The organism is Chryseobacterium foetidum, assembly GCF_025457425.1.
GTDB classification, from domain to species: Bacteria; Bacteroidota; Bacteroidia; order Flavobacteriales; family Weeksellaceae; genus Chryseobacterium; species Chryseobacterium foetidum.
Map to the genome: position 1 here is coordinate 1 of NZ_JAMXIA010000002.1, position 25,790 is coordinate 25,790.

Genomic DNA, 25,790 nt, shown 5'->3' on the forward strand with positions numbered 1-25,790 from the left:
GAAGTTTATTCAAATTTCAGCAAAACCCCTTAAAACTAATGTTTTAAGGGGTTTTTTATTTTTAGTTATATTGTTAAAAAAGTAAGAATAAGCAATATAAAGTGGTCTAATTCGGGACCTCTTTTTAAAAAACTAATTTTGGTCCCTCGACATTTAGAAAAATTTACTTCCCTTTGAGGTGAGCATATTTTAAAAAAATGACAAAATTTCGCGGGACCAATGTTAAAATTGGTCCCGAATTGAAAAAAATGGGTCCCGAATAAAGGCGAAAATTTGTACTATTTTTGGTGCTAATTTTGAAATGTTGAGCTTTGTTTTTCATTACCCAGTGACCATATTTGTCTTACTTCTCGAAATTCGCGGGACCAATGGTTAAATTGGTCCCGAATTAACAAAAAATGGGTCCCGAATGGCGAAAAATAACGTCATTGATATACGGTGTAATGCCTATGAATAGAAGATTTGTTAGTTATATAATATTTTGTAGATAAAAATTTTGTAAAAATTAGTTTTAATCTATAATTATTAGTTATGAGTACGCATTTATCTATTCTTTTCGTTGTGAAAAGATCAAAATTGTCATCAAAAGGAGTCTGTCCTATTCACTTACGAGTGACGTTTGAAGGAAAGAGGCTGGAAATTACGACCGGCAGATTTATAGAGCCTGAAAAATGGTGTATCGATTCAGGTAAAGTCAAAGGGAAATCTGCAGAAGTCAGAGAGATTAATACTTATCTCGATATTCTAAGATCACGGATTTATACCATACAGAAGGATCTTATTCAGGCTGGAGAGATCATATCTACGGAAAAGATCAGAAGTATGTTTTGTGGTGTGGAAGATAGTAAGCGATTATTGCTCATTATTCTTAATGATCATAATGTTAAGATGGAGCAGTTGATAGGCAATGAATACGCAAAGGGTACTTTGGTTCGTTATAAAAGCTGCTACAGACATTTGAAAAATTTTTTGCGGATCAAATATAATTTATCTGATATTGACATTTCCAAGGTGAATCTGGAATTCATCAATAATTTTGAACACTATCTGAGAACGAAGAATGAAAATCCCTGCAGCAATAATTCTGCGGTTAAATATATTAAAAACCTGAGTAAGGTCATTCGAATTTGTCTTGCGAATGAATGGATTAAAAGAGATCCTCTGGTGGGTTACAAATCAAAATATACAGAAGTTAACAGAAAATTTTTAGATGATGTAGAGTTGCGAAAATTGGAGGATAAAGAATTTACGATTGAACGTATGGAGGTTGTAAGGGATATGTTTGTTTTCAGCTGCTATACAGGCCTATCATTTGTTGATGCCCGTAATCTTACGGCGGATAATATTGGTGTGGGAATTGACGGCAGAAAATGGATTTTCACAGCCCGCCAAAAAACTAAAATTTCTTCAAACATTCCTTTGTTGGAAAAGGCTGAAAAAATTCTTCTCAAATATAAAGACTATCCCAGAGGTGGACATAGAGCTTTAAAATTATTGCCGATTCCCAGCAATCAGAAAATGAATGCTTATCTCAAAGAAGTAGCAGATCTCTGTGGAATCTCTAAAGAGCTGACATTCCATATTGCGAGGCATACATTCGCTACAACGGTAACTTTATCAAATGGAGTATCCATTGAAAGTGTAAGTAAAATGTTAGGGCATAAGAGTATTAAAACAACTCAGATTTATGCAAAGATCATGGACAGAAAGGTAAGCGATGAAATGGATTCATTAAGCGACCTACTCTCTAAGCGGGAAGTTTCCTTAAAGAATAAATTATAAAAATTACATTCATGTATAATTTCTGTTTCTTCGTGGTTAACCTTTTTTGGTTAGTCACGAAGAAACCCGAAATTTTTCGGGTTCCAACTTTTTAATATTTTAAATTATTCCATCATCCGCAAAAGAAAAATAAGAATCCGAAGTCAGAATAAAATGATCCAGCAAATTCATGCTCAAAACTTTTGCAGCCTCCTTAATCTGTGCAGTCATTTTAATATCACACCCGGACGGCTTTAAATTTCCTGAAGGGTGATTGTGCGCAATAATAATCCCGGAAGCATTACAAAGAAGTGCCGCCTGCATAATAATTCTTACATCCACCAAAGTAGATGAAATTCCGCATTCGGAGATTTTCTTAATCCCCAAAACCTTACTAGCCTGGTTTAGATACAATGCATAGAAAGATTCCCTGTAATCCATTTCCTCAGCATCAAAATGTTCCCTGAAAATTTCCACTGCATCCCTGGATGACAATACAGACCTTTCACAATTTCCCTTTCTTGAGTAGCTCAACTTAATTTCGTTCACAATATTGAATTTCATCTGATTTGCTCCGGGTACGGCGGAGACTTGTTTTTCCCGCACCTGACATTAAAACCTGTAGATTGCAGATTGAAGGAAATTTTGACTTTTTCTATTCTTTACTAAGTTTAACATCAGATAAACTGATGTACACATGAAGGAATAATTATGATCAAAATTTCAATGAACTGCATTTGCATCTTGTGAGGTTTCTGACTTTTCTATGCAGATTACCATTCAGGCAGACACAAGGAAAACTGCAATCAATTCCATGAAAACAATAAAGAAGAAGATTGATAAAGCCTGAAATCTTTTTGCGGAGGCTCCGCAATCCAGGATTGTGGATACCCAAAAAGATTTTTTTCCGCAGGGTCAACGGAATATATTTGCTATAGAAAATCGGTAACCTCCATGCTGGCAAATACAGCTTAGATTTCGAAAGATATGTGCTAATGATCACATTATATTTTTGTGGTCTTATTATACTTTATAACAACAGATACCCGAATACCCAAACAATTTCTCCTCAATGAAGTCTTGTGTTTTAATAATTGATATCAAGCAATATCATCCAATACTATATAAGTTGAGTTCCAGTATGCCTGGCAAAAGTGCGTATATAAAAACTGATTTCATGGGGAGGATTAGCATTTTGTGAGAGGAACTGATTTAGTTTGAGCATAATACTGATAAGCTTTAGCAGGAGCAGGTGCTGTTGGATGTTCAGGAAACGTTTGCATTAGCTTTTATAATAGTATTTCTTTTAGAAAACTACATTCTTATCAAATATCGCAGAAAATCTTTCGGTACTACGAAAAGGTAGTGATTTATTATGCCGACCATTTCTAAACTTTGCTTCAACAAAATTTATAAAATGGTCACATTATCCCTTATCACAAAAGAAGATTTGCAGGACTTTAAGAAGGAACTCCTGCAGCACATCACCTCGTTGTATGAAAACAAAGGCACTATTCAAAAACAATGGCTCCGAACTTCAGAAGTAAAAAAACTTCTGAATGTCTCATCCGGTACTCTCCAAAATTACAGGATCAACGGAACGCTCAGCTACAAAAAGCTGGGTGGAAGTCTCTATTACAATTACGAAGAGATTAAAAAGCTCATGGAATCAAAATAATTACAATTAATCTAAAACTTACAATTATGTATATCGAAAGAACAGAATTTATATCATGGATGGAAAGAATTATGGAGCGATTTGATATCCTGAAAGATTCCATTGTCAAGAAGCAGTTACACAATACAGAAATTGACGGAGAACAATTACTGGACAACCAGGATGTCCTTCAGCTCCTGAGAATCAGCTCCAGATCGCTACAAAGATACCGATCAGATAAGAAGCTGCCGTACTATAAAATCAGTGGGAAGCTGTACTATAAAAAGTCAGATGTTGATCAGTTTATTCGTAATAATCTCCACAATGGGGTTTGGATTACAGGGAAAGACGATGACAAATAGTTCCTCCAGCTTTCAAAGATTAAACTATCGTCTAAAAGCTAAATATTTTCGTACTCAAATCCAAACACTACAATCATGAGCGAAACCAATCAAAAAGAATTTCCTGATATAGAAGAACTGTCTGATATTTTACTGGTTCATAACAAGAAAAAAATGAAGATTGAGGCAATAACAGGAATCGATGAAAAAGGTAATTTGAAAACAGCAGCTCCCACCAAAAGAAATCAAAACGAGTTTATGAGGGTTGATAAATCCGGTGACCTGTTCTCAAATTTCTTCTCAAATTTTTTCAGCCAGTTAAAAAATCCAAGCCAATTTTCCTTTTTTGAAGTTCCGGCTGCAGAGGCGGAAGCTAAAGCCAAAGAACTGCAACAAAAGGTAAATGACCAAACGAAGGAAAGTGCTTCTCCCCTTGATAATACAGAAGTACAATTGCCAAAAACAGCTACGACAGAATTAACTCAAAATACAGCAAAAATGGAAACAAAAGAGCCAACCCCGGAAAACAATGAATACCGTTACAAACCTGAACAAATTGATTGGAATACCTTGTCCAATCTTGGTCTCAGTAAAGAAAGACTGGAAAAACTAAATATTTTAGACCCCTTACTTAAAGGCTACAAAACCAATGATCTGATTTCGATCAGTCTCAACTTTGAGGGTACGATTACCAAACTGGATGCGCGACTTTCTCTTCAGCAAAATGAAGAAGGAAAAGTGACCATGGCGATCCATGGTATCAGGAAGGAGCCACAGCTTAATTTCCCGTTCTTTGGACATCAATTTACTGAGGATGATAAGAAGAACCTGTTGACAACTGGAAACATGGGTCGTGTCGTAGAATTAAAACATTTTAAAACAGGCGAACCCATTCCATCCATTATCAGTGTAGACCGACTCACTAATGAGCTGATTGCTTTAAAAACCCAATACATCAAAGTACCGGACGAACTTAAGGGTGTTCAACTTGATGATCATCAGAAACAAACCTTGCTTGAAGGAAAGCCGCTCTACATTGAGGGAATGATTTCTAAAAAAGGAGAACCATTTAATGCGACTGTTCAATTTAATGCCGACAAGAGATACGTAGAATTTCTTTTTGACAGAACCCAGCACAAACGTCAGACTCAGACACTGGCTGAAGATCAGAAGCAATTAAAAAAACAATCTCCTGATAAAAATTTGGAGGCTCCTAAAAATTTCAGAGGGAAAGATCTTGATCAGGAACAGTACAGCAAATTCAAAGCAGGAGAGACTATATACATAAGTGGATTGACAGACAGTAAAGGAAAAGAATACCAGGGTTATATCACTTTTAACCAGGAAACTTCAAAAACAGATTTTTCATTTACCAATCCCAACCAGGTAAGAGAAAAAGCCAAACCTTCCGAAGACCACAAAACACAGACTGCGGTTAATTCAGAAGGAAAAACAAACGAAGCAACCAAAAATATCAAAGAACCGCTACAGCCAAAACAGAAAGAACCTGCAAATAAACAGCAGGATGATCAGCAGAAAAAACCAACCCGATCAAAGGGGAGAAGAATATAAGAAGAACAGATTTCCAATCTTTTAATCATTTCATCAAAATCACAACTACGAAATAGTACTACTATGAAAGCAATTATCGCAGAAAAACCCAGTGTTGCGAGAGAAATCGCTCAGCTTCTTAATGTCAAAGAACAAAAAAACGGTTATTTAACAGGCAACGGTTACTGTATAACGTGGGCATTGGGACATCTTGTCTCGCTGGCCCTGCCGGAAGATTACAGCACTCCCTCTTTTCACAGAGAATCTCTACCCATTATTCCAGATCCTTTCCAACTCACCCAAAGGAAAATCAAAAAAGGAAAATCTTACCATCCTGACCCAAATGCAACAAAACAACTCAGGATTATCCAGAAAGTCTTTAATCAGTGCAGTTGTATTATTGTAGCAACCGATGCAGGGCGTGAAGGAGAGTTGATATTCAGATATATCTATGATTATCTGAAATGTACAAAACCATTTGAAAGACTTTGGATCAGTTCACTGACAGAAAAAGCAATTGCTGAAGGATTCCAAAAGTTAAAGCCTGGAAAAGATTTCGACGGGTTGTATACAGCAGGAAAAGTAAGAAGTGAAGCGGATTGGCTGGTGGGTATCAATGCTTCGCAGGCTCTGAGTATTTCATCAGGCAGCGGAATTTATTCTTTAGGTAGGGTTCAGACCCCGACACTTTCATTAATCTGCAAAAGATTCCAGGAACATCAGAATTTCAACGTTAAAAAATACTGGCAGATTCAATTAAAACATCGAAAAAGTTTTATCGACTTCAAGAGTGATTCATCGGATCACTGGGAAGATAAAAAATCAGCGGAACAAATTCTTAAATCAATCGGGCGGGAAGGAAAGGCTGAGGTTGTGGATGTACAGACGAAAACAATTTCAGAACCCGCTCCTTTGCTTTTTGACCTTACTGCTTTACAGAAAGTAGCGAACCGCAGACTTAGTTTTTCAGCGGATGAGACTTTGGAGATTGCTCAACGTCTGTATGAGAAGAAATTCATCACCTATCCAAGGACAGGAAGCCGGTATATTCCTGAAGATGTCTGGTCAGAAATTCCAGAGCTCGTAAGATGTCTGAGAAATCATGAGCAATTTAAAAAAGCTTCTTCCATGCTCCAGTTTGGAAATTTCAATAAAAGGATTGTGAATGATGCTAAAGTTACAGATCATCACGGATTATTGATTACCGGTAAAATTCCGTCATCATTATCTGCAAAAGAGAATGCAGTATACGACCTCATTGCTTTTAATCTTTTGGAGACCTTGAGTGATGACTGTATCAAAGAGCAGTACTGCATAATCTTAAAAGTACATCACTATGAGTTCAATTCAAAAGCTGTAAAAATTCGGCAAATGGGCTGGCGTTCAGTGAAAGGAATCCTGTCAGAAGAAGCAAATGACAATACTGCAGAAATCCTTAGTGAATTCCCGGATGTCAAAACCGGAGATGATTTAAAAATTTCTCATTTGGAAATTCAGGAAAAATCGACTCAGCCGGCAAAACTCTTCACAGAAGCAGATGTATTATCAGCGATGGAAAATGCAGGCAAACATCTCGATAATAAAGAACAGCAAAAAGTTATACAAAATATTGGAATCGGCACCCCTGCAACAAGAGCATCAATCATTGAAACCCTGCTAAAAAGAGATTATATCCAGCGCCAAAAAAAGACAATTATACCTACTCAAAAAGGACTGCATATTTATGAACTGGTTAAAGATAAAAAGATTGCGAGCGTAGAGATGACTGCAGAGTGGGAGATGGCGTTCTATAAAATAGAGCAAGGACAGCTGGACGCAGAGTACTTCCTCAATAACATAAAAGAATATACTTCGCAGATCACTGTTGAACTTTTATCTCTGCTCATTCCGAAAGAAGAAGTTCCCAAACTCACCTGTCCAAAATGTAAAAGTCACGAATTAATTATTAATGACAAAGTGTTTAAATGCCTTGATGAAATATGTTCATGGATTCAGTTCCGCAGGATATGTGGTGTTCAGCTTTCTGTCAATGATATCTGCCTGCTGATCGAAAAAGGCAGGACTGATCTCATTAAAAATCTAAAAAGTAAGGCAGGAAAAACGTTTGAAGCGTTTATTGTTCTGCAGTCTGACCTCACGACGAGATTCAAATTTCCGGATAAAAAAAAGAATTAGATAAGATCCTGAAATTCTACACATTTCGACTGACTCATCTTCTTAATACCATCGTCATGAACAAACAAAAACCAGATTTATCCTACTTTGCTCTACGGCTGAAAGAATTTCTGTCTGTAAGCTTTCCCGAGAAATTAAATGATTTCAAATTCATCACCATGCGATCACAACTTGCAGAAAGCGCATATGAATATGCTTTTAAAGAAGGTCATTCTATTTCCTATTGCGCTGAAATTGCAGAATCTATTTTATTTGAAGAATTAACCTTCTCCAAATTTGATCTCCTTTTTAAAGTGATCTGTAGCGAATTCAGTCTGGTAATCGACGATGATGATATTCAACCATTAGCACTACAGATGTTGTCCGAATGTGAGTCTGTTTTTACAGGATATGATTTTAATGAATATTTTGAGGACAGCTCAGACTATGATGTTTTGTACACGGAACTGACCGGCAGTATTCAAATCTGGATTGAGGAACATGGGCTTCAATAAATTCCGTCATTTGCATGACAATCTGGAAGCTCTGCGCCTGGTTTTTACTCTGGAGAAGGAAAGACGCAGAGCCACAGCATCAGAAATTGAACAGTTGCAAAAATACTCTGGTTTTGGAGGCTTAAAGTTTGTGCTGAATGCTGCAACTATTAAAGATGCTGAAAAATATTGGACGAAATCAGAGCTTCCATTTTTACCACTAACAAAAAGCCTTCATCAACTTCTGCAGGATTATTCAGCCAATGAAAAGGAATATATCCGTTTTGTTGACAGTCTGCGAAATTCAGTCTTGACGGCTTTTTATACTCCCTCTCAATTGATCGACAGTATTGCTGATGTAATACACGGCGAAGGAATTTTACTTCAGAAATTTTTAGAACCCTCAGCTGGTACCGGAGCTTTTATAAGATCCTTTACTGCTAACTATGACGAAGATACCTTTTTTCAATCCCTCACGATCCCCTCAAATCAATCCCTTCAAATTACTGCTTACGAAAAAGATCTCCTGACGGGTAAGATTTTAAAACAGCTGTTTCCGGAAAGCCAGATCAATATAGAAGGTTTTGAAGAGATAGCAGATTATCATCAGGAAACTTTTGATCTCGTGGCCAGCAATATTCCTTTCGGCGACAACTCTGTATTTGACCTGTCCTATTCAAGGGGGCAGGATTCAGCCCGTGCACAGTCAACAAAAGCAATTCATAATTATTTCTTCATGAAAGGCTCTGATATGTTACGGGATGGAGGACTCCAAATATACATCACCTCACAAGGTGTAATGAACAGTCCAAAAAATGAATTGATACGGTCTGCATTGATGAAAGAAAATAATCTTATTTCAGCAATTCGGTTGCCCAATAATTTATTCAGCGATCATTCAGGAACTGACGTAGGCAGCGATTTGGTTATCCTTCAGAAAAACAAACAAAAAACACAACTTTCCGACTTTGAAAAGCTTTTCGTACAAAGTCAAACCACTTCAGAAAATGGTTCGGTCAACGCCCTGTTTCAGGATCGGGACCGTATTGTTCATACATCCTATAAAGAGGGTACGGATATGTACGGAAAGCCGGCTATGATCTATCACCATGCTGAAGGACTGGAAGGCATTTCCAATGATGTAAAAAAGATTCTTACCCAAGACCTGGCAATCAACTTTAATAAGAAATTATATGATCCCACCCTTAAGATCGATTCGACTCAAGAAGTAAAAACTGAAAATTCCCACTCCAATAGTGTTGCGGTTACAAGTTTAACGCCGTTAAAAACTTCTTCCACTTCGGCTGACAAGTCAATCACTGATGTTCAGTTGAGTCTGTTCGATTGGTTTGAGCCAGAAGAAGCCAGAACACCTGCCAACCACATTACCACAAAAAAGAAGAACGAATTACATAACAAAAAAACAGCTCTTAACAGTACAGATATCAACCGATCAGATAACAGGAAAAGAGGTTATCATGCTACAAAACAGCTGGACTTATTCAATCTGCCAAATGAACCTGCCATCAACACAGAAAACCATCAATATCCTAACATAAATCAGGAAGCAGGTAATAAAAGTTTTCCTCAAATATCAGACTCACAAAATTTTGAACCGCGTGAATTTACAGGACAATTGCATTCCTTTTACCGAAATGACTGTTTAGTCATGACTGACGGCAAAGTCGGATATCTGAAAGGTTTTAACGATCGGAATGAGATAATCTTTTTTCATCCTTTACAACTTCCCATTAAACAGAAATTAAGAACTGAGCAATATATTAAAATCCGCGATGCATACCATCAGCTGTATCAGCAGGAATCTGACACGCAAGTTGAACACAAGGAACTGAGACGCATTCTTAATTCGGAATATGATCATTTTATCAGACAATTCAATTATTTAAATGCAGCTGAAAATATCAAACTGATTAAGACCGACAGCGCCGGAAAAGAAGTTCCTTATCTGGAGAAAACCGTTGGTGGCGTAGTGCACAAGGCAGACCTGTTCTACAAACCTGTTTCATTTTATAATTTACAGACCGCCGTAGAAAATCCGGACGAAGCGCTGGCGGCATCATTGAACAAAACAGGAACTATAGATCTCGATTTTATGTCTCAAATCAGCGGGTTAAGTAATAAACACCTCAAAGACTCTTTAAAAGACCGGTTATTTTTAAATCCTCTCACAAGAGAATATGAGATTGCCGAGCGGTGGATTTCAGGAAATGTAATAGAAAAAACATCTGAAATTGAAAAATATGTGTCCGATCATCCACAGGATATCGAAGCGAAACGAAGTTTAGAAGTTTTAAAGGATGTCCACCCCAAAAGAATTGAATTTGAAGAACTGGATTTTAATCTGGGTGAAAGGTGGATTCCCGTTGGTATTTATAATCATTTTGCCTCCCATCTTTTTGATACTGATGTGCGTATTACCTATTCTGAGAGTTCAGATGATTTCTCAGTGAAATGTGATCATAAGAATATAATCATTAATGATAAGTACGCGGTGAAATCTGAAAGCCGGACTTTTGACGGCATCGCGCTGCTAAAAAATGCATTGGTCAATACGACCCCGGATATTACCAAAAAAATCTACGTTGATGATAGGGAAGTAAAAGTTCGTGATATGGAAGCAATCCAGATGGCTAATGCAAAAATCGATGAAATCCGAAAAGCGTTTACAGATTATTTATATGCTCAGAACGATGAATTTAAATCCCGGTTAACAGACCAGTATAACAACACTTTTAACTGTTTTATCAGACCACAATATAACGGCAGCCATCAGCAGTTTCCGGGTCTTGACCGAAAAGCACTGGGAATTGTCGATCTGTATTCCAGTCAGAAAGATGCAGTATGGATGATCAAGCTGAATGGGGGAGCGATCTGTGATCATGAAGTAGGGGCAGGTAAAACGTTGATTATGTGTACAGCAGCCCAAGAGATGAAGCGGTTAGGTCTTGCTCACAAACCTATGATTATTGGATTAAAGGCCAACGTTCATGAAATCGCTGAAACCTACCGGACTGCATACCCGCACGCAAAATTATTATATCCTGGCAAAGAAGATTTTACCCCGCAAAAAAGGTTGCGCATCTTTGGAGATATTAAAAATAATGACTGGGACTGCATCATTTTAACGCATGACCAGTTCGGAATGATTCCCCAGTCTCCCGAACTGCAAAAAGAGATTTTAGAAAATGAACTTAAAAGCGTTGAACAAAATTTGTCGGCATTAGAAGCTCAGGGAAAAGAAATCTCAAGAGCAATGCTCAAAGGAGTGTTGGTAAGAAAGCAGAATCTGGAAGTCAAACTGAAAACATTGGCCCATGATATTGACAACAGAAAGGACGAAGTGGTTGATTTTAAAATGATGGGCATTGATCATCTGTTGGTTGATGAGAGTCATCGCTTCAAAAACCTGGTGTTCAATACGCGTCATGACAGAGTTGCAGGATTAGGCAATATGCAGGGAAGTCAAAAGGCGATGAACCTGCTTTTTGCAATCCGTACCATACAGAAACGTACCGGAAAGGATATGGGTGCTACTTTCCTTTCGGGTACTACCATCAGCAACTCGTTAACGGAACTGTATTTACTTTTTAAATATCTTCGTCCAAAAGCTCTGGAAAAACAGGGAATCAACTGCTTTGATGCGTGGGCAGCGATCTACGCCCGTAAAACAACTGACTATGAATTTTCAGTAGCCAATAATATTGTACAGAAAGAACGGTTTCGGTATTTCATCAAAGTTCCTGAACTTGCACAGTTCTATTCAGAAATTACAGATTATCGGACAGCCAGGGATATCGGTATTGACCGGCCCGAAAAGAATGAAATCCTGTATAACATTCCGCCCACCCCCGATCAGGAAATATTTATAAAAAATTTAATGGAATTTGCAAAATCCGGCAATGCCGTACTTTTAGGCAGAGAACCACTTTCACCATCCGAGGAAAAAGCAAAGATGCTGATCGCTACCGATTATGCAAGAAAGATGTCACTGGATATGCGTATGATCAGTGAAGACTATTCAGATCATCCTGACAGCAAGGCATCTCACTGTGCTAAAACAATCTCTGACTACTACCAGCGGTTTAATGCTCAGAAAGGATCTCAATTTGTATTTTCGGATCTTGGAACATATAAACCTAATACATGGAATGTTTATTCAGAGATCAGAAGAAAACTTACGGAAGATTATGGCCTTCCGTCAAACGAAATCCGGTTTATTCAGGAAGCAAAAAATGATAAGCAGAGAAAAGACCTCATTAATTCTATGAATGAAGGCCGTGTTCGGGTATTATTCGGCTCAACAGATATGCTTGGAACGGGAGTCAACGCTCAGAAAAGAGCAGTAGCCATTCATCATCTCGATACCCCCTGGCGACCGAGCGATCTGGCTCAGCGAGATGGTAGAGCAATTCGGAAGGGAAATGAAATTGCCAAACATTTTGCTGATAATAAAGTTGATGTGATTATTTATGCTGTGGAAAAATCTTTGGACAGTTATAAATTTAATCTTTTGTACAACAAACAACTATTCATCGATCAGCTTAAAAACAACAGTTTAAATAAGCGCACGATTGATGAAGGAAGTATGGATGAAAAATCAGGAATGAACTTTTCGGAATATGTAGCAATCTTATCAGGCAATACCGATCTTTTAGAAAAAGCAAAACTGGAAAAAATGATCAACGGTTTAGAAAGTGAAAGGCATTCTTTTAATCGTTCTAAAATGAGTTCCAGGTATAAACTGGAAGATCTCTCTGCATCGTTGGAAAACTCCAGCTCAAAATTGCATAAAATGAGAACTGACTGGAATAATCTGCAGAAACGAATCCGGCATACACCGGACGGAACAATTGCCAACCCTGTTCAACTGAATGATCTTCCCGGGACTGCAGATATAAAATCAATAGGTTCAAAACTGAAGGAACTCTCTTCAAAGGCAAGAACGGCAGGGCAGTATGAGGAAATTGGAGAACTTTATGGTTTCAGGTTACTGGTCAAAACAGAAGTTTCGGAAAAAGAAGGAATGGATATCAAAATCAACCGTTTTTTTATCACCGGTGAAGGCAATATCAAATATTCTTACAACAATGGTTTGGTTGCTTCCGATCCCAAATTGGCAGCAATGAATTTTCTCAATGCATTGGAAAAACTTCCCACACTCATCAGGCAGGAAGAGAAAAAAGTAAATGAAATGAAGACCGACATCCCGGTTCTCACTGAAATTGTCAGCAGCATGTGGCAGAAAGAAACTTTATTATCGAACTATAAAAATGATTTAGCTGCGATAGAACGCAAGATTCAATTATCACTGACAGACCATTCAGAACCTCAGAGCGTTGAAAAAACATGTGATGAAGTAAAAAAAACTATTCAGATTAGAAAGAATATTAATTTTTAGTCGACACTGAATGACATATACTATTAAAATGCTGGTGTCTATCCAAAATCATATTATTAGTGTTTAAATTTTGCCAATTCTCATTCCGTTCTCCAAAACGGAAATTAAACCAAATGATAATAAATAAAAACAATAAAGTATAATGTGTCAGTGGCTCATCCTTGTACACGAATTTTTTAAATCAAATGATCTAAAGTCTATAAATATGGAATTTTCATTTAGTATTAACGAAAAAAAAATGAAAATCATCAATTCCGAATTTCGAGAGGATAGTATTTTAGTCGAAGAGCTCCGATGAGATAATCTTAGTTCAAACTCTCTGATATATAATATTTTCAGTAGTAAATATTAGAAAAGCTTTCCTACAGAGAAAGCTCAAAAACATAAATGATGAAAATTCCCATTGTGGGATTAGAGTATATGAATCAATTTTATTTTTTTTAAAGGAAGATTACAAGATAATGTGTATGTTTTTCTGTATTCAACTTAACTGATACTCTGCCAAAGGTCATAGATTCAGCAATTGTAATGCATCCGACCAGAAATAAGGTTTTTAAAAAAGGACTCAATATTATCATTTGGCTATTACTTCTATGACTTTAATATTGTGATTCACTAAAACGGCCTGTTTCTATATTCAGATGTACAGTTATATCAAATTTGCGTCAGTATAGGCTCAGCATTGGTCTCAGAGATACAAATACTGATATAAAAATCAAACTGGCATCGTATTTATTAAAGTACGCACTATCTCTTCAGGTTTAATTTAATATTATATCAAGAAACTAAAAAGCCCCTTAAGAGGGGCAGATAATCTGTTAAAAAAGAAAAAAAATATTGAGATTCAGTTGAATTTATTGCTGAAATTCAACTAAAAAACAATTGACGTTATTATGATTTGAAGGATAATCATTCCATGGCTGCGCGCTGGTGTAGTTCCCTATAGTTCTGGTTAATCCATCATTACGTGCCCAGGTATGGACAAAACCCTCACCAATATTATAGTTATTTGGCTCATTAGGTGCAAACCAATTAGATTTTTTCACCGCACCAGTGCCCTGAAGTTCATAATTATGTAAAGGCAGTTCACCCGTAATCCATTTAAAATCAGGATCGGGAGTTAATGCCGGGCCAGCTTCCCATGAAAATTTAACAAATCCCATCCATGCTTTTTGGCTCGCGAAAACGGGGCTGTTAGTTAAAAGGTTACTTTCCACAAACTGCCATTCTACGTCTGTAGTAAATGTTGCAAGGTAACCTCCCAATGATTTTGCAGCATTATATGCCTGAAACCAGTCAAGAGGTTGCGGACCTGAATAAACAGTGTAAGAATGCGAGTTAGCTGCATGAATAATTACATTTTGTTTTGTATATGTAATTCCATTGATCAGCATTGTCGCAGGAGCTGATGATGCAGTGGAAGTTTTACTTGGGATATAACCTAAAATATTTGGATCTACAGTTGTTGAGTAGCTGATGATGGTATTATTGACAATCTTCCCCATGCTTTTCCAGACTGTACCGTCGAAATAGTAGTAACCGGCTTTAGTAATATTAATCGTTTTCGCATCTGTTGATGTTGGTGCCGATGTAGCGTAAATAATAGTTCCTGTCTGATCAGCAAGGTATTGACTGCCTGCATTTTTAATTTGGTCGCCTGTGAGGCGTGGCATCATAATTCCTTCGGCAGTTGTCCCGTCAGTTTTTACTGCCGTTACATCCAGTGTAGATGCTGCCTGAGTCGTACCTATTCCTATCTGAGCAGATACTATCAGTGAATAAGCCAATAAACCAGATATTAAAATTTTTTTCATACTACAGAATATTATTGTTGAAATTCCACGATAAATCCGAATCTACCAGCTGCATCTGCCTTCTGGTCATTCCAAGGATGATTAGAAGTATACCCATTAAGCACCTTATTGAACGAAGCATTTCCCCTGTACGTATGGACAAATCCTTCAACGCCTTGGGCATTATCGGGTTGACCTGCCTGAAACCAATTCGATTTCCTAACTGCTGTTACTCCACCGGCGCTATAATCATGTAATGGCTGCTCACCAGTAATCCATTTTTCTTCAGGATCTGGAGTTAGGGCAGGACCCGCAAACCATGAAAATTTTGCAAATCCAATCCATGCATTATTTGTTACAAATGCAGTATTGGAAAGTAGATTTGTCTCTATATGTTTCCATTCATCATCAGTTGTAAATGTTGCCAGGTATCCGCCCATGTTTTTTGCCAATATATAAGCAGCATACCATGAAAGATTGTCTGCTGATGCAGAATAAGCAGCATATGAATGACCATTCAAAGTTGTGATACCTGTTCTTGTCATAGTTATTGTTCCGGAAGTCACACTTGCAGGAGCACTGTTTATGGCGGTTGCTGTCGTACTTGGAACATAGCCAAGAATATTGGGATCAATTATAGAACTGATGCTTAATGTTGTTGTTGTGCTTTGTGCTCCCATCCCATTCCACACAGCTCCGTCAAAATAATAATAACCGGGCGCAGTAATATTGACTGTTTTTGCAGTTGTAGTTGTCGGAACCGAAGTAGCATATACTATAACTCCTGTTTGAGAAGGTTGATACTGATCGTTAGCAGCCACGAGCTGATTTCCTGTAAGTCTTGGTGCGATAACACCTTCAGGAGAAGAACCATTTGTGTTTTTGGCAGTAACATCGAGGGTGGCTTTAGGGGTAGCAGTATTGATTCCTACCTGTGCTTTTGCGTTACTGAATAAAATTAAGGGGATTGACACAGCAGCAATTTTAACTGTTGTGTAAACATTTCTTTTTCTTTTTTTCATCGGGTATATAAATTACATATTTCTTATCCTAGTGCAGTTGTGGGGGACTTTCACAAAAGCCATTCGATAAATCATAACAAGATAATCGCTATTAACTGGTTGTCTTCTCTCAGTTTTTAGAGTTTCATAATTCTAATAACCACTGATGAACTGTAATCATTAATTTGTGTTTTATCGTTCAATTTATTTGTTTTAACAAACAATTTTAGTTATGTTTTATTTTTTTTTCTGCAAATTTATTAATATTTTTCATTACAATAGAATTTTCTTGTCGAAAATATTATTTTGTAAATAATATTTTATTTGAATTTTAGATGTATTTTTCATCAGAATATATGTAAATTAACCATTAATAAAATACCAAATTTCAATGTAAAAATTAATCATTAGTACGTTATATTGTGAAATATTTTCTGTGTTTTATTCATCTTATATTATTTCGTAAAAAACGTATGTAGCACCGATGGTTGGTGAATTTGTGAATTATTATGAACATTAAAAATTTATGAATAATATTAATTTTTATTCCGCAACTGCTGTTTAAATTTTATATTTTTGCCAGCGAAAAATAATGCCATTAACTGTCTCAAAAAAATAACGGGAATATCTGTAAGCGAAAAGAAATTATCTTTTTTTGTTTATAAGATTTTTACGATACTGCTTACCGTAGTAATTCCTTCATTATGCGTATTTATCAAAGCACAGCAGGAAGGCATAGTTGTGATAGGTAATGGTGCAGAGATTTATTCAAATGATATAGATTTCAACAAGAATATTATATCAGCTGGGAGGTATGAATTAGTGTCAACATCTGACAAGGCTGTTGTCTTGGGATACAAATTTGTTGCTTCCGGTGCTTCAAGGGCGAGGAAAGATATTTCGAAGCTTAAATCGAAAAATCAAAGAAAAAGACAGGATAAAATTTTTTCAGAAAAAAAAATTGAAAAGGCTTTTCCTGCTAACTATGAATTCGCTGTTCGCAGACACGTCATTATCAATGCTGTTCCACCACCATCACAATTTGTTAGTTCTTCAAAAATCTGCAAGGCATATGTAGTACCAGGTGGCAATGACAACAGTAATTTCAAGGCCTCTGCAATTTTCAGGTCTGTTCCTGTCATTTTATGTCTTGGTCTCCTTCATTGTGTTAAATATCAGGACTACAGCAGTAAGGCGCTCTCTGCTCTTTATTTAAAGGTCTATACTGTCCGGCCACCGCCGAAGATTTAGTTTTTACAATTTTTTTAACTAAAACCTTAAACTGTTTTTTCATCAGAAGAAACGACATAACCATTATACATATGACTAGATATTACAAAGTCTATAAAATTAAATTTTTCTTACTTTTTTTAATTATTTCCGCAGGCTATAGAACTGCAGCACAAATAGTACCTTGTGCAAACAGAATTGAAGGAAATCCGATCTACAGTAACACCTTCGGAACGGGAATAGGCACATCGCAGGATGCAAATGTTTTGTTACATCAATATCAGGCAATTACTCCGCCAGATGGCTCTTACACAGTCACGAGTTCTCCTACTCAGACAGCCTCACACTGTATGACAGATCTGACCGGCAATAAGGATGCAGGTTATAGTGATATAACAGCAGGTTCAACAGACGGCAGGTATCTAATGATTAATATAGGATCTGCTGCATCAGTAAATTCGGCTATTTACCGTATCAGCAATCTAAGTGTTATCATAGGTCAGGAATACAGATTTAGAATTGACATTGCAGGTTTGCTTAATAATCCTACCGGTGGTGATGTGCCTAACCTCCAGTTGACTATAAGAGATGGTAACAATAACAGTTTGGCAACTGCTAATTCTTCTGCCCTGGGTCTGAAGAATGATGACATCTGGAGAAGACTGACTCTTCCCTTCACTGCCAGCACATCTGTTGTTACACTTGAAATTGTCAATTTACAGCCTAACGGTAATAATGGAAATGACGTTGGTATTGATAATATCGTTTTTACACCGGTGGAGTGTGATTCTGATGGTGACGGCATACCGAATTCTCTGGATCTCGACGATGATAACGATGGTATCGACGACTGTGCAGAGAAGGGATTTGATCCAAATGCGACTGTGAGTACAATTTTTAAGCTTGGCGGTACCGCTACGCAGGTTAACACGAAGCAGGTACAGCTGACTCCCGCTTTAAATACTCAAGCAGGTCAAATGTGGTCTTACGGTAAAGTTGATTTTGCTAAAAGTTTTACAATTAGTTACGAAGCAAATTTTGGTAGCAGCGATAGTGGTGCAGATGGAATTGCGACAGTATTTCACAATTCTCCTGCTGGCGTGGACGCTGTCGGTGGTGCAGGTGGTGGTGTTGGCGCTCTGGGTATTGCCAACGGTATAGTCCTGGAAGTTGATACATATGACAACGGAACCGCTGTAGGAGATATAGCAAATGACCACGGACAAATATGGGTATCAAGTAACCAGGCTGGAGCAGGATTGCTTACTACGGCAAGGGATCTTGGGAACGTAGAAGACGGTGTTTGGAGAACTGTAGTTATTACGTGGGATTTTCCCACCAAAAGATTGCAGTACACGGTTGGAGGTATATTGGCAGGATCTCACGTGTTTCCTGCATCAAATCCTATTACAAGCTATTTTGGGAATGTAAGTAATGTATACTTTGGTTACACCGCTTCGACAGGGGGCGCCGTCAATCAGCAAAGTGTTCGATATACTGATTTTTGTTCTCAGCTTCCTATAGAACTTGATACGGATGGAGATGGAATTGCAAATCATCTTGATGTTGATTCAGACAATGACGGGTGTCCTGATGCTTTGGAAGGAAATGAGAATGTTACATACAATATGATTAATCCTATGACTTCAACAACGTTCCCTGGACAGATCAGGGTAAGATTTGATGGTGTAACCGTTGGAACTCCCTCTCAGATTATCAGCACAGCAACTTTGGCCAACGGTATTCCTCAGGTTGTAAATAACGCTGCGAATAATACAAATTCAAGTATAGGTCTTTCCAATACACAGGGAGTAGCTGATGTGGGCTTCAATTCCATAGGACAAACAATCGGAACTTCTCAAAATGCTTCATTGAAGGATCTTGAGTGCAGATGTTTCAGACCTGCTGCATCTCCGGGTGTTGGTGGTTCCCCAACAAATCATGGTATTACTTCTCTGGGTCGGGCAGGAGATGCCAACGGAAACTGGCCAATGAAAATCAGAGGTGCTTATACGGTAATGGATTCCAAAAGCAATGGTTTTGTTGTTAACAGACTAAATACGCAACAGATAGCGGGATTAACTGCTGTTAAAGGTATGATGGTGTACGATACTGATTCCAACTGTCTTAAAATATATAATGGTACTGTTTGGGCATGTTACACAAGACAAACCTGTGATCAATTTTAACTTTATTAATGTATTAAATAATGAAAAAATATATAGCGATAACGCTGATTCTGGTATTTTCAAAAAGCTGGTCTCAAATTTCTATAGGAAAAACAGAAAACTCAGGAACACCCGTTAATAGTTCTGTCTCGGTGGAATTCGGAAATGCTACAGGCGGTAGCAAAGGGATTGTGTTACCATGGGTAACCTCTGCTGCTGCTGTGGTTGGTAATGCACCTACACCACCGCCGGCTCTGGGTACAATAATTTTCGACAGTTCTGTCCAGAAGGTTATGTATAGAAGAATTCTGAACAACAATACAATTTGGGCTGACTTATCTGCAGGAGCTAAGACTCCTACATCTCCGAGTCTCCCAGATTCAAACACAGATAACCTTTCAGCCAAAGTTCTTCTCGGTGGAACACCTGCCACTGATACTACAAGGGGAGTGTTTGTTTTAGGTGATACTAATAAAGCGATGATTCTGCCAAGGGTAAGTTCTATAAGTGATATAATAAACCCAAGTGCAGGAATGATGGTCTATGTCACCGGAACAGGCAACGGAACCGGAACAAATTCCAATCAACTTGCTGTTTTTAATGGCAGTGAATGGTCATTCTGGACTCAACCATAATATATAATAATTAGAAAGTGAATCCGTCTCAAATTTTGTTGTGAGACGGATTCTTCTGTATTTTTCGTTGCCTACATGTAATTACTTTATACCAGAGTTCTGAGTTTGACTCCATATCTTGTATCGTAGAATATACCTGTAAAATATTTGAATAAATGTCACACTTCAGCATTTCGACGATTATATTCCTCCCGTAGTACCACTAGTGTTTGTCGGGAAATCACCTCTCCAGAAGGACCAAACAGATCCGTTGAACACTGCGAGCCTTTTGCTTCCTGCTTTATTTACATATACTATCATTCCGGGAGAGGGGCTTAAGATGTCCTGTACGTCTGCAACTATGGGCAATACCATTGCCTTGGTTTTCGACTCAAGGATCAGCACACCATTGGCAGGACTTGTTATATCCCCAATAATAGTTTTGGCTGAAGAAGCTTCAGGCGCGCTGGAAAAGTTTGGCTGAACAGTCATGGCATCGGATATATTGGCAGCCTGACCGCTGAGATCAAGCCAGCCGTTTGTTCCAAACGAGTTATTGGCATTATAAATTTTCACACGTACTGCCGTTGGATTACTGGCGTCCAGAAGGAGGGTGCCTTCTGTGGGTGATTGAGGTACGAATCGTACATACGGAAGTATAATTCCTTTATTTTCACCAGCTGCAAATTCCAGCAGTACCGATGTTTTTGTTTCAGCTGTTCCTATAGCATCGCCAATAATGATTTGTGCATCACATGTGCAAGTCCCCGCCAAAGTTAAGATTAGTACTATTTTTTTCATTGTATTCTGAGTAAATTTATTTTTATATGTCTTTTATATTGCTAAGGGCATGTCTGTGTATTGAAACAACTCCAGGCAGTACCATCATATATTTTCAGGCATCTTGCATTAAGATCGTAGACCATCATTCCTTCCTGTGGAGATACTATTTCGCTAATTTGGGCACTTGTCAGCCGGTTTATTACAAATCCCTTTGTATTTGATTCAAGTACGGTGTGACCGGATTTTCGGACCATTGGCCAATTGTTGCTTCCACCTCCAGCTCTGTTAAGCATGGTAATTCCGTGTTTTGTATCAGATCCTGTCGCTGAGGTATTAGCCGGACTGTAGCATGCACATTCCTGGATAATATAATTGTTTGTTGACGGATAGTACATATCACCAAAAATGGGAGATGAGTCTGATCTAAAATTCGTGGTGGATCCGTTGGAACCAGCAGGCATTATTTGAAATCTGAAAGTTTCATCCGGTTCCACTATACCGTCATTTACTGAAGCGATACTTATCGCTACACCATCTTCATCGTTATTAGGACTGGAATATCCGGTTACCAAGCCCCCATCATAATTTCCGGGCGGAATCGCAATCATGTAATACGGGCTTCCTATTGCATGGGTAACGATCGGTGTGCCCTGTGAGTTTGAAACGGCAGTCAGTGTAATATCTCCGTCAGAAATGAAAGCAGTTCCGTTTTGAGGATTTACAATCTGTACTGCAACGACAGTATTTGCAGCAACGGCACCATTGATTCTTAAAAACAATAAACCGTTACTGTTTCCTTCACAAGACGGTAATGCAATGGAGGATTTTAAATCGATGAGAGGATTGATGCTAATCCTAATATCATCAAGAAGGTTTCCCAGCCCACTATTTCCGCCGTCGGAAATGGCTCTGAATCCTACTCTGTAAATCCCTGCCGAACCTGTAAAAGGTGCACTGCTTCCCTGATTAAAGGACCAGAAATTTGTATTTGACGGTGTTGCTGTCGTGCTGATTGTGCTTATAAGATTTTGATTCTGATCCTCAATTCTCATTGAAGCCTTCTCTGTAGTCAGTACTCTTGCTCGGTGTCTGTAATAAAAGGAGATTACATCTCCGGGTATGAGATACACATTCTGATAGATCATTGAGCTTTCAAAGGCATTAAGCTCGACAAAATTATTTCCCTGTGCTGCATTTACATTATCGAAAGTGCTGCCCCAGACTTCAATAGCATGACAATTGCCTGCTGTTGGCTGTGAACATAGGTTATTTTGGGATTGTGTGGTGTGCCAGGGAGCGGTTATAGCAGATCCTGCATCGAAAGTGGAGCCAAATCCAAAATTAGTATCAAGATAATCTACTGTTCCAGGCGTTACCCCAAATTCGAGTCCGGGATTCACAAATACCCGTGCCTGTCCGCAAAGTTGTTGTGTATACAAAATAGCAATAATGATACAATACCCCGCCTTTATAAAAGCGGAAAATTTGGTAGAATGAAAAATCATAATGAAAACGTTTTAGTTGTAAGTAAGGGAGGGTGAGCACATAAAAAATCCTGTGCCTGAAATGTTAAATCTGATGATCTCCGATTTAATAATGTTTAGATGGACTTAGAGTCAGGTGGCGGCCTGACAGAATAAACTGTTACATAACAAAAATCGAAGGATCTGTTATAATAGTAAGGATTGTTATTTGAATACAGATAATCCAGTGCTGTTTTAATGAGAGCTTGGCATTGATGTATTCCCTGTTTACACAAGTCATAACAATTCTGCACCGGAAATATATAATCAGTTGAAAAACGATCAGACAGGGAAAATCTATCCTGTGAAGGCGAATGATATAATTTGATAAACCCAAAATCCTGATAATTTTTACTAAGTTTTGAAGCTTTCCAATTTATTTTCCCTGGCTTTTCCTCTGCAATTTTTGTAGTTGCTGTATCGGTGTTCTCTGACTGTCCAAGTTTTACGTGTTGCTGTAAAAATTTCTGCCGTCTTCTTTTACTGTCTTTTTTTTTATGGTAAGGATGATCAGAATCACCGGGGGACATAGGCGCTGCAATCTGCATATTGAAATCAGCATCCATATAACACACTTCTTCACTGTTAAAAATCACAATATTGGGAGTTTTATATTTAGGTTGCATATTGCTTTGTGCATTTGCCAAAATAAATTGAAATATTGTAACTGTCAGAAAGAGAGGCTTAACTGATCTTAAAAGCTGAGAAAATTTTATAAATTTTACAAACATATCTTCAAAAAATAAAATTTTCCGCAAGTGTAATGGTTTATGATGCAATATTAACCAAATTATCACTAATGTAAGAATATTTTTATGATATTATGTACCACATAGTAAAAGGTTTTTAATATCAATCAGTATTTATACGGAATTTGGGATTTGACATCTTTAAATAAATCATATTCACATGATTTATATGGGATGAAAAATTGATTGTCTTGAAAGTATTTATAAAATTGGAACAGGAATATTTTTGAATATTATAATTGGAAATATCATAAACACTACTTAGGCCATTAATGGTATACAATGTCTTATGAGTTGTTAATTCTGTAATAATAACTTTAGTTTTTCAATATTGAATATTATATTAATATTTCATAATGTGGTATTAAATTCTTTAAAAAAGGCTGTTATGTTTATTAATTCGGCATTGAATTTGGATAAAACGTATAACCAACTAAAAAAATTTTATTATGAAAAAGGTCTATACTTCAATAGGACTAATCCTGACATTTGCATTTTCAAATGCACAAATTGTAATCAATGAAATTTATACCGGTGGAGGTTTGCTAGGTGCAGCAATCACTAATGATTTCATTGAACTTAAAAACATCGGCAGCACTACTGCGTCTCTTAATGGTGCTACTCTGCAATATGGGCCTGCTACGGGAGGATTTACAAATTATTATTCAATTCCATCCATAACACTTGCACCAAATCAGACTTATCTGATTCAACAGGGTAGTGAAGGGTTAGGGGGGTTGATTAATCTTCTTAATCCAAATCTAACAATAAATGTTGTGCTGGGATTTGATGGCTCGACCAATGTCGCTGTGGGTGTAGGGCTTGCATTTACGTCAGGTAAAGTCGCACTGGCGAGCAATTCCACACAGGTTACGGGACCGACAGCCTTAAATGTACTTGATTTCGTAGGATACGGTGCTGCAGACCAGTACGAAGGTTCGGGAGCGGCTCCATCGCCAACGATTCTGAACTCTATCAGCAGAACTTCCGGAGATAGCAATAGTAATACGGTGGATTTTAATGTGGCTTTACCAACTCCTCAGCCTACATCGGGAACTCTTTCAGTAAAAGATATAAATCAACTTCACTTGCAAAAAAACTTTATTAAGAATACTCACGTAAAAAACGGTGAGATCATATTTGACGAAAATGTGCGAGATGTTAAAATTTATTCGCTGTCAGGAAAGCTTTTAAGGAAAGCAATGATGACTGGTACTGACACACTGAAGGTACCTGAGCTTGCGAAGGGAAATTATATCGTTACAGGATTGGTTAACAATGAACCAGTCTCAATAAAAATACTAAAAGACTGATAAATTTTAAAACAGCTGTCCTTCGACAGCTGTTTTTTTTAAATTATTTTTGGGTTTCTTAAAACAAGTTGTTTTGTAGAGAGTTTTTTTAAAAAAATTTAATAATGTCGATAATGTTTGATAATTATATAAACCATTTTGGGTTATGGAATTTATTAAATATTTTGAAGTAAAACTAGAATTTTATTATACTGTAAATGAGTGGAGTAACAGAAAAACTCCTTTAATTGTGACTTTGATCATAACGTAAGTTTTTTTTAGGTCTCTAAGTTGATAACATATAATTAACCCAAATCAAACTATGAATTATTCACTGTGTTACAGTCACTTATCGTGGAACTTTGTGTACCAAAGACGACAGCATTTACTCACAAGGTTAACAAAATAGTTTCAGGTGTTTAATTATGAAAACCGAAGCCTGAAGATTCAGACAGATATAACGTCAATGTATAAGATGGAGTCTACATCGCAGAGTTGATTTCATCAGGGTATCATGACTGTATAAAGAGGGAATTATGATTCACATATACAGAACAGTTATTTTTCATTTTAAAAGATTGCCAGCGGCGAAATTTCGTAATGTTATATTCAGAACTCTATTAAGCAAAAAGCAAAGATTCTTATAGTCTACACTAATCAATTTAATATATTATATCATGAAAAAAGAAAACCGAAAAACAGACAAAAAAGTATCTGCAAAATCCGATGCAGCAGATGGGCTGAGAGAACTCTTTATTGATGAACTAAAAGATATCATCTACGCTGAAAGAGCTCTTGTAAAAGCACTTCCTAAAATGGCAAAAAATGCTAGTGAACCAAAACTTGTAGCAGCAATTGAAGAACATGTCAGGGTTACAGAGGGTCAAATTGACAGACTGGATCAAATTTTTGAACTACTGGGCGAATCTAATAGGGGTAAAAAATGTGATGCGATGGAAGGTCTCATTAAAGAAGGTGAAAGCATTTTGGAAGATACGCAACCAGGTTCAGTGCGTGATGCAGGTATTATATCTGCTTCGCAAAAAATTGAACATTATGAGATTGCATCCTACGGAACATTGGTTGCATTTGCCAAAACATTGGGACAAGATGAAGTTGTGGTGTTACTTGAAGCAACTTTGGCTGAAGAAAAAGAAGCCGATGCTCTGCTTACAGATTCTGCTTACAATGCAATTAATTTCGATGCAGCCGACGAAGAGCAGGATTAATATCTTTTGAATTCTTTTGTCAGACTGCAAG

The 25,790-nt window shown here is 37.4% G+C and carries 18 protein-coding genes; 12 read left to right on the forward strand and 6 right to left on the reverse strand.

All coding sequences use genetic code 11. The annotated features are described in order from the left end of the window. The first annotated feature begins 531 nt into the window (after positions 1 to 531). Entirely contained in the window at positions 532 to 1,782 is a 1,251-nt protein-coding gene (locus tag NG809_RS17395) for a site-specific integrase (RefSeq protein ID WP_262152597.1), read from the forward strand. Between the two features lie 99 nt (positions 1,783 to 1,881). Here the strand turns inward: NG809_RS17395 and NG809_RS17400 are convergent, their stop codons facing one another. Beyond that, entirely contained in the window at positions 1,882 to 2,325 is a 444-nt protein-coding gene (locus tag NG809_RS17400) for a JAB domain-containing protein (RefSeq protein ID WP_262152598.1), read from the reverse strand. An 853-nt stretch (positions 2,326 to 3,178) separates the two neighbouring features. Here NG809_RS17400 and NG809_RS17405 point away from each other — a divergent pair. From NG809_RS17405 to NG809_RS17430, 6 genes are all read left to right on the forward strand, one after another. Then, on the forward strand, positions 3,179 to 3,439 hold the full coding sequence (locus tag NG809_RS17405; protein ID WP_262152599.1) for a helix-turn-helix domain-containing protein: 261 nt from the start codon (positions 3,179 to 3,181) through the stop codon (positions 3,437 to 3,439). Between the two features lie 26 nt (positions 3,440 to 3,465). Beyond that, complete coding sequence (locus tag NG809_RS17410; RefSeq protein WP_262152600.1) at positions 3,466 to 3,780, forward strand: helix-turn-helix domain-containing protein; 315 nt, start codon at positions 3,466 to 3,468, stop codon at positions 3,778 to 3,780. 75 nt (positions 3,781 to 3,855) lie between these two features. Continuing rightward, positions 3,856 to 5,331, forward strand: a complete 1,476-nt coding sequence (locus tag NG809_RS17415) for a DUF3945 domain-containing protein (RefSeq protein WP_262152601.1) — start codon at positions 3,856 to 3,858, stop codon at positions 5,329 to 5,331. 63 nt (positions 5,332 to 5,394) lie between these two features. Further along, complete coding sequence (locus NG809_RS17420; protein ID WP_262152602.1) at positions 5,395 to 7,485, forward strand: type IA DNA topoisomerase; 2,091 nt, start codon at positions 5,395 to 5,397, stop codon at positions 7,483 to 7,485. A gap of 56 nt (positions 7,486 to 7,541) precedes the next feature. Continuing rightward, positions 7,542 to 7,979 (forward strand): DUF1896 domain-containing protein, encoded by a 438-nt coding sequence (locus tag NG809_RS17425; RefSeq protein ID WP_262152603.1) that lies wholly within the window; start codon positions 7,542 to 7,544, stop codon positions 7,977 to 7,979. Further along, positions 7,966 to 13,377 (forward strand): N-6 DNA methylase, encoded by a 5,412-nt coding sequence (locus NG809_RS17430; RefSeq protein ID WP_262152604.1) that lies wholly within the window; start codon positions 7,966 to 7,968, stop codon positions 13,375 to 13,377. The genes NG809_RS17425 and NG809_RS17430 overlap by 14 nt, the downstream gene beginning before the upstream one ends. Before the next feature lie 854 nt (positions 13,378 to 14,231). On the opposite strand, the gene NG809_RS17435 is transcribed toward NG809_RS17430, so the two are convergent. Then, entirely contained in the window at positions 14,232 to 15,191 is a 960-nt protein-coding gene (locus tag NG809_RS17435; RefSeq protein ID WP_262152605.1) for a C-type lectin domain-containing protein, read from the reverse strand. 11 nt (positions 15,192 to 15,202) lie between these two features. After that, on the reverse strand, positions 15,203 to 16,192 hold the full coding sequence (locus NG809_RS17440; protein WP_262152606.1) for a C-type lectin domain-containing protein: 990 nt from the start codon (positions 16,190 to 16,192) through the stop codon (positions 15,203 to 15,205). 555 nt (positions 16,193 to 16,747) lie between these two features. On the opposite strand from NG809_RS17440, the gene NG809_RS17445 reads away from it, so the two are divergent. The 3 genes from NG809_RS17445 to NG809_RS17455 all read left to right on the forward strand — a co-directional run bounded on the left by NG809_RS17445 (position 16,748) and on the right by NG809_RS17455 (position 20,204). Beyond that, on the forward strand, positions 16,748 to 17,422 hold the full coding sequence (locus NG809_RS17445; protein ID WP_262152607.1) for a hypothetical protein: 675 nt from the start codon (positions 16,748 to 16,750) through the stop codon (positions 17,420 to 17,422). 71 nt (positions 17,423 to 17,493) lie between these two features. Continuing rightward, positions 17,494 to 19,590 carry an L-type lectin-domain containing protein gene (locus tag NG809_RS17450; protein WP_262152608.1) on the forward strand — a complete coding sequence of 699 codons (2,097 nt, stop codon included), beginning with the start codon at positions 17,494 to 17,496 and terminating at the stop codon, positions 19,588 to 19,590. A gap of 20 nt (positions 19,591 to 19,610) precedes the next feature. Next, complete coding sequence (locus NG809_RS17455) at positions 19,611 to 20,204, forward strand: hypothetical protein (protein ID WP_262152609.1); 594 nt, start codon at positions 19,611 to 19,613, stop codon at positions 20,202 to 20,204. Between the two features lie 180 nt (positions 20,205 to 20,384). Here the strand turns inward: NG809_RS17455 and NG809_RS17460 are convergent, their stop codons facing one another. The 3 genes from NG809_RS17460 to NG809_RS17470 all read right to left on the reverse strand — a co-directional run bounded on the left by NG809_RS17460 (position 20,385) and on the right by NG809_RS17470 (position 23,247). Beyond that, entirely contained in the window at positions 20,385 to 20,984 is a 600-nt protein-coding gene (locus NG809_RS17460; RefSeq protein WP_262152610.1) for a hypothetical protein, read from the reverse strand. 41 nt (positions 20,985 to 21,025) lie between these two features. Then, entirely contained in the window at positions 21,026 to 22,471 is a 1,446-nt protein-coding gene (locus NG809_RS17465; protein WP_262152611.1) for a hypothetical protein, read from the reverse strand. Positions 22,472 to 22,566: 95 nt separating this feature from the next. After that, complete coding sequence (locus NG809_RS17470; RefSeq protein ID WP_262152612.1) at positions 22,567 to 23,247, reverse strand: hypothetical protein; 681 nt, start codon at positions 23,245 to 23,247, stop codon at positions 22,567 to 22,569. A gap of 440 nt (positions 23,248 to 23,687) precedes the next feature. Between NG809_RS17470 and NG809_RS17475 the strand changes: the two genes are divergently transcribed. Together NG809_RS17475 and NG809_RS17480 are read left to right on the forward strand one after the other, a co-directional pair. Beyond that, on the forward strand, positions 23,688 to 24,551 hold the full coding sequence (locus NG809_RS17475) for a lamin tail domain-containing protein (RefSeq protein WP_262152613.1): 864 nt from the start codon (positions 23,688 to 23,690) through the stop codon (positions 24,549 to 24,551). A 656-nt stretch (positions 24,552 to 25,207) separates the two neighbouring features. Continuing rightward, on the forward strand, positions 25,208 to 25,759 hold the full coding sequence (locus NG809_RS17480; protein ID WP_262152614.1) for a YciE/YciF ferroxidase family protein: 552 nt from the start codon (positions 25,208 to 25,210) through the stop codon (positions 25,757 to 25,759). The last annotated feature ends 31 nt before the right edge of the window (positions 25,760 to 25,790 follow it).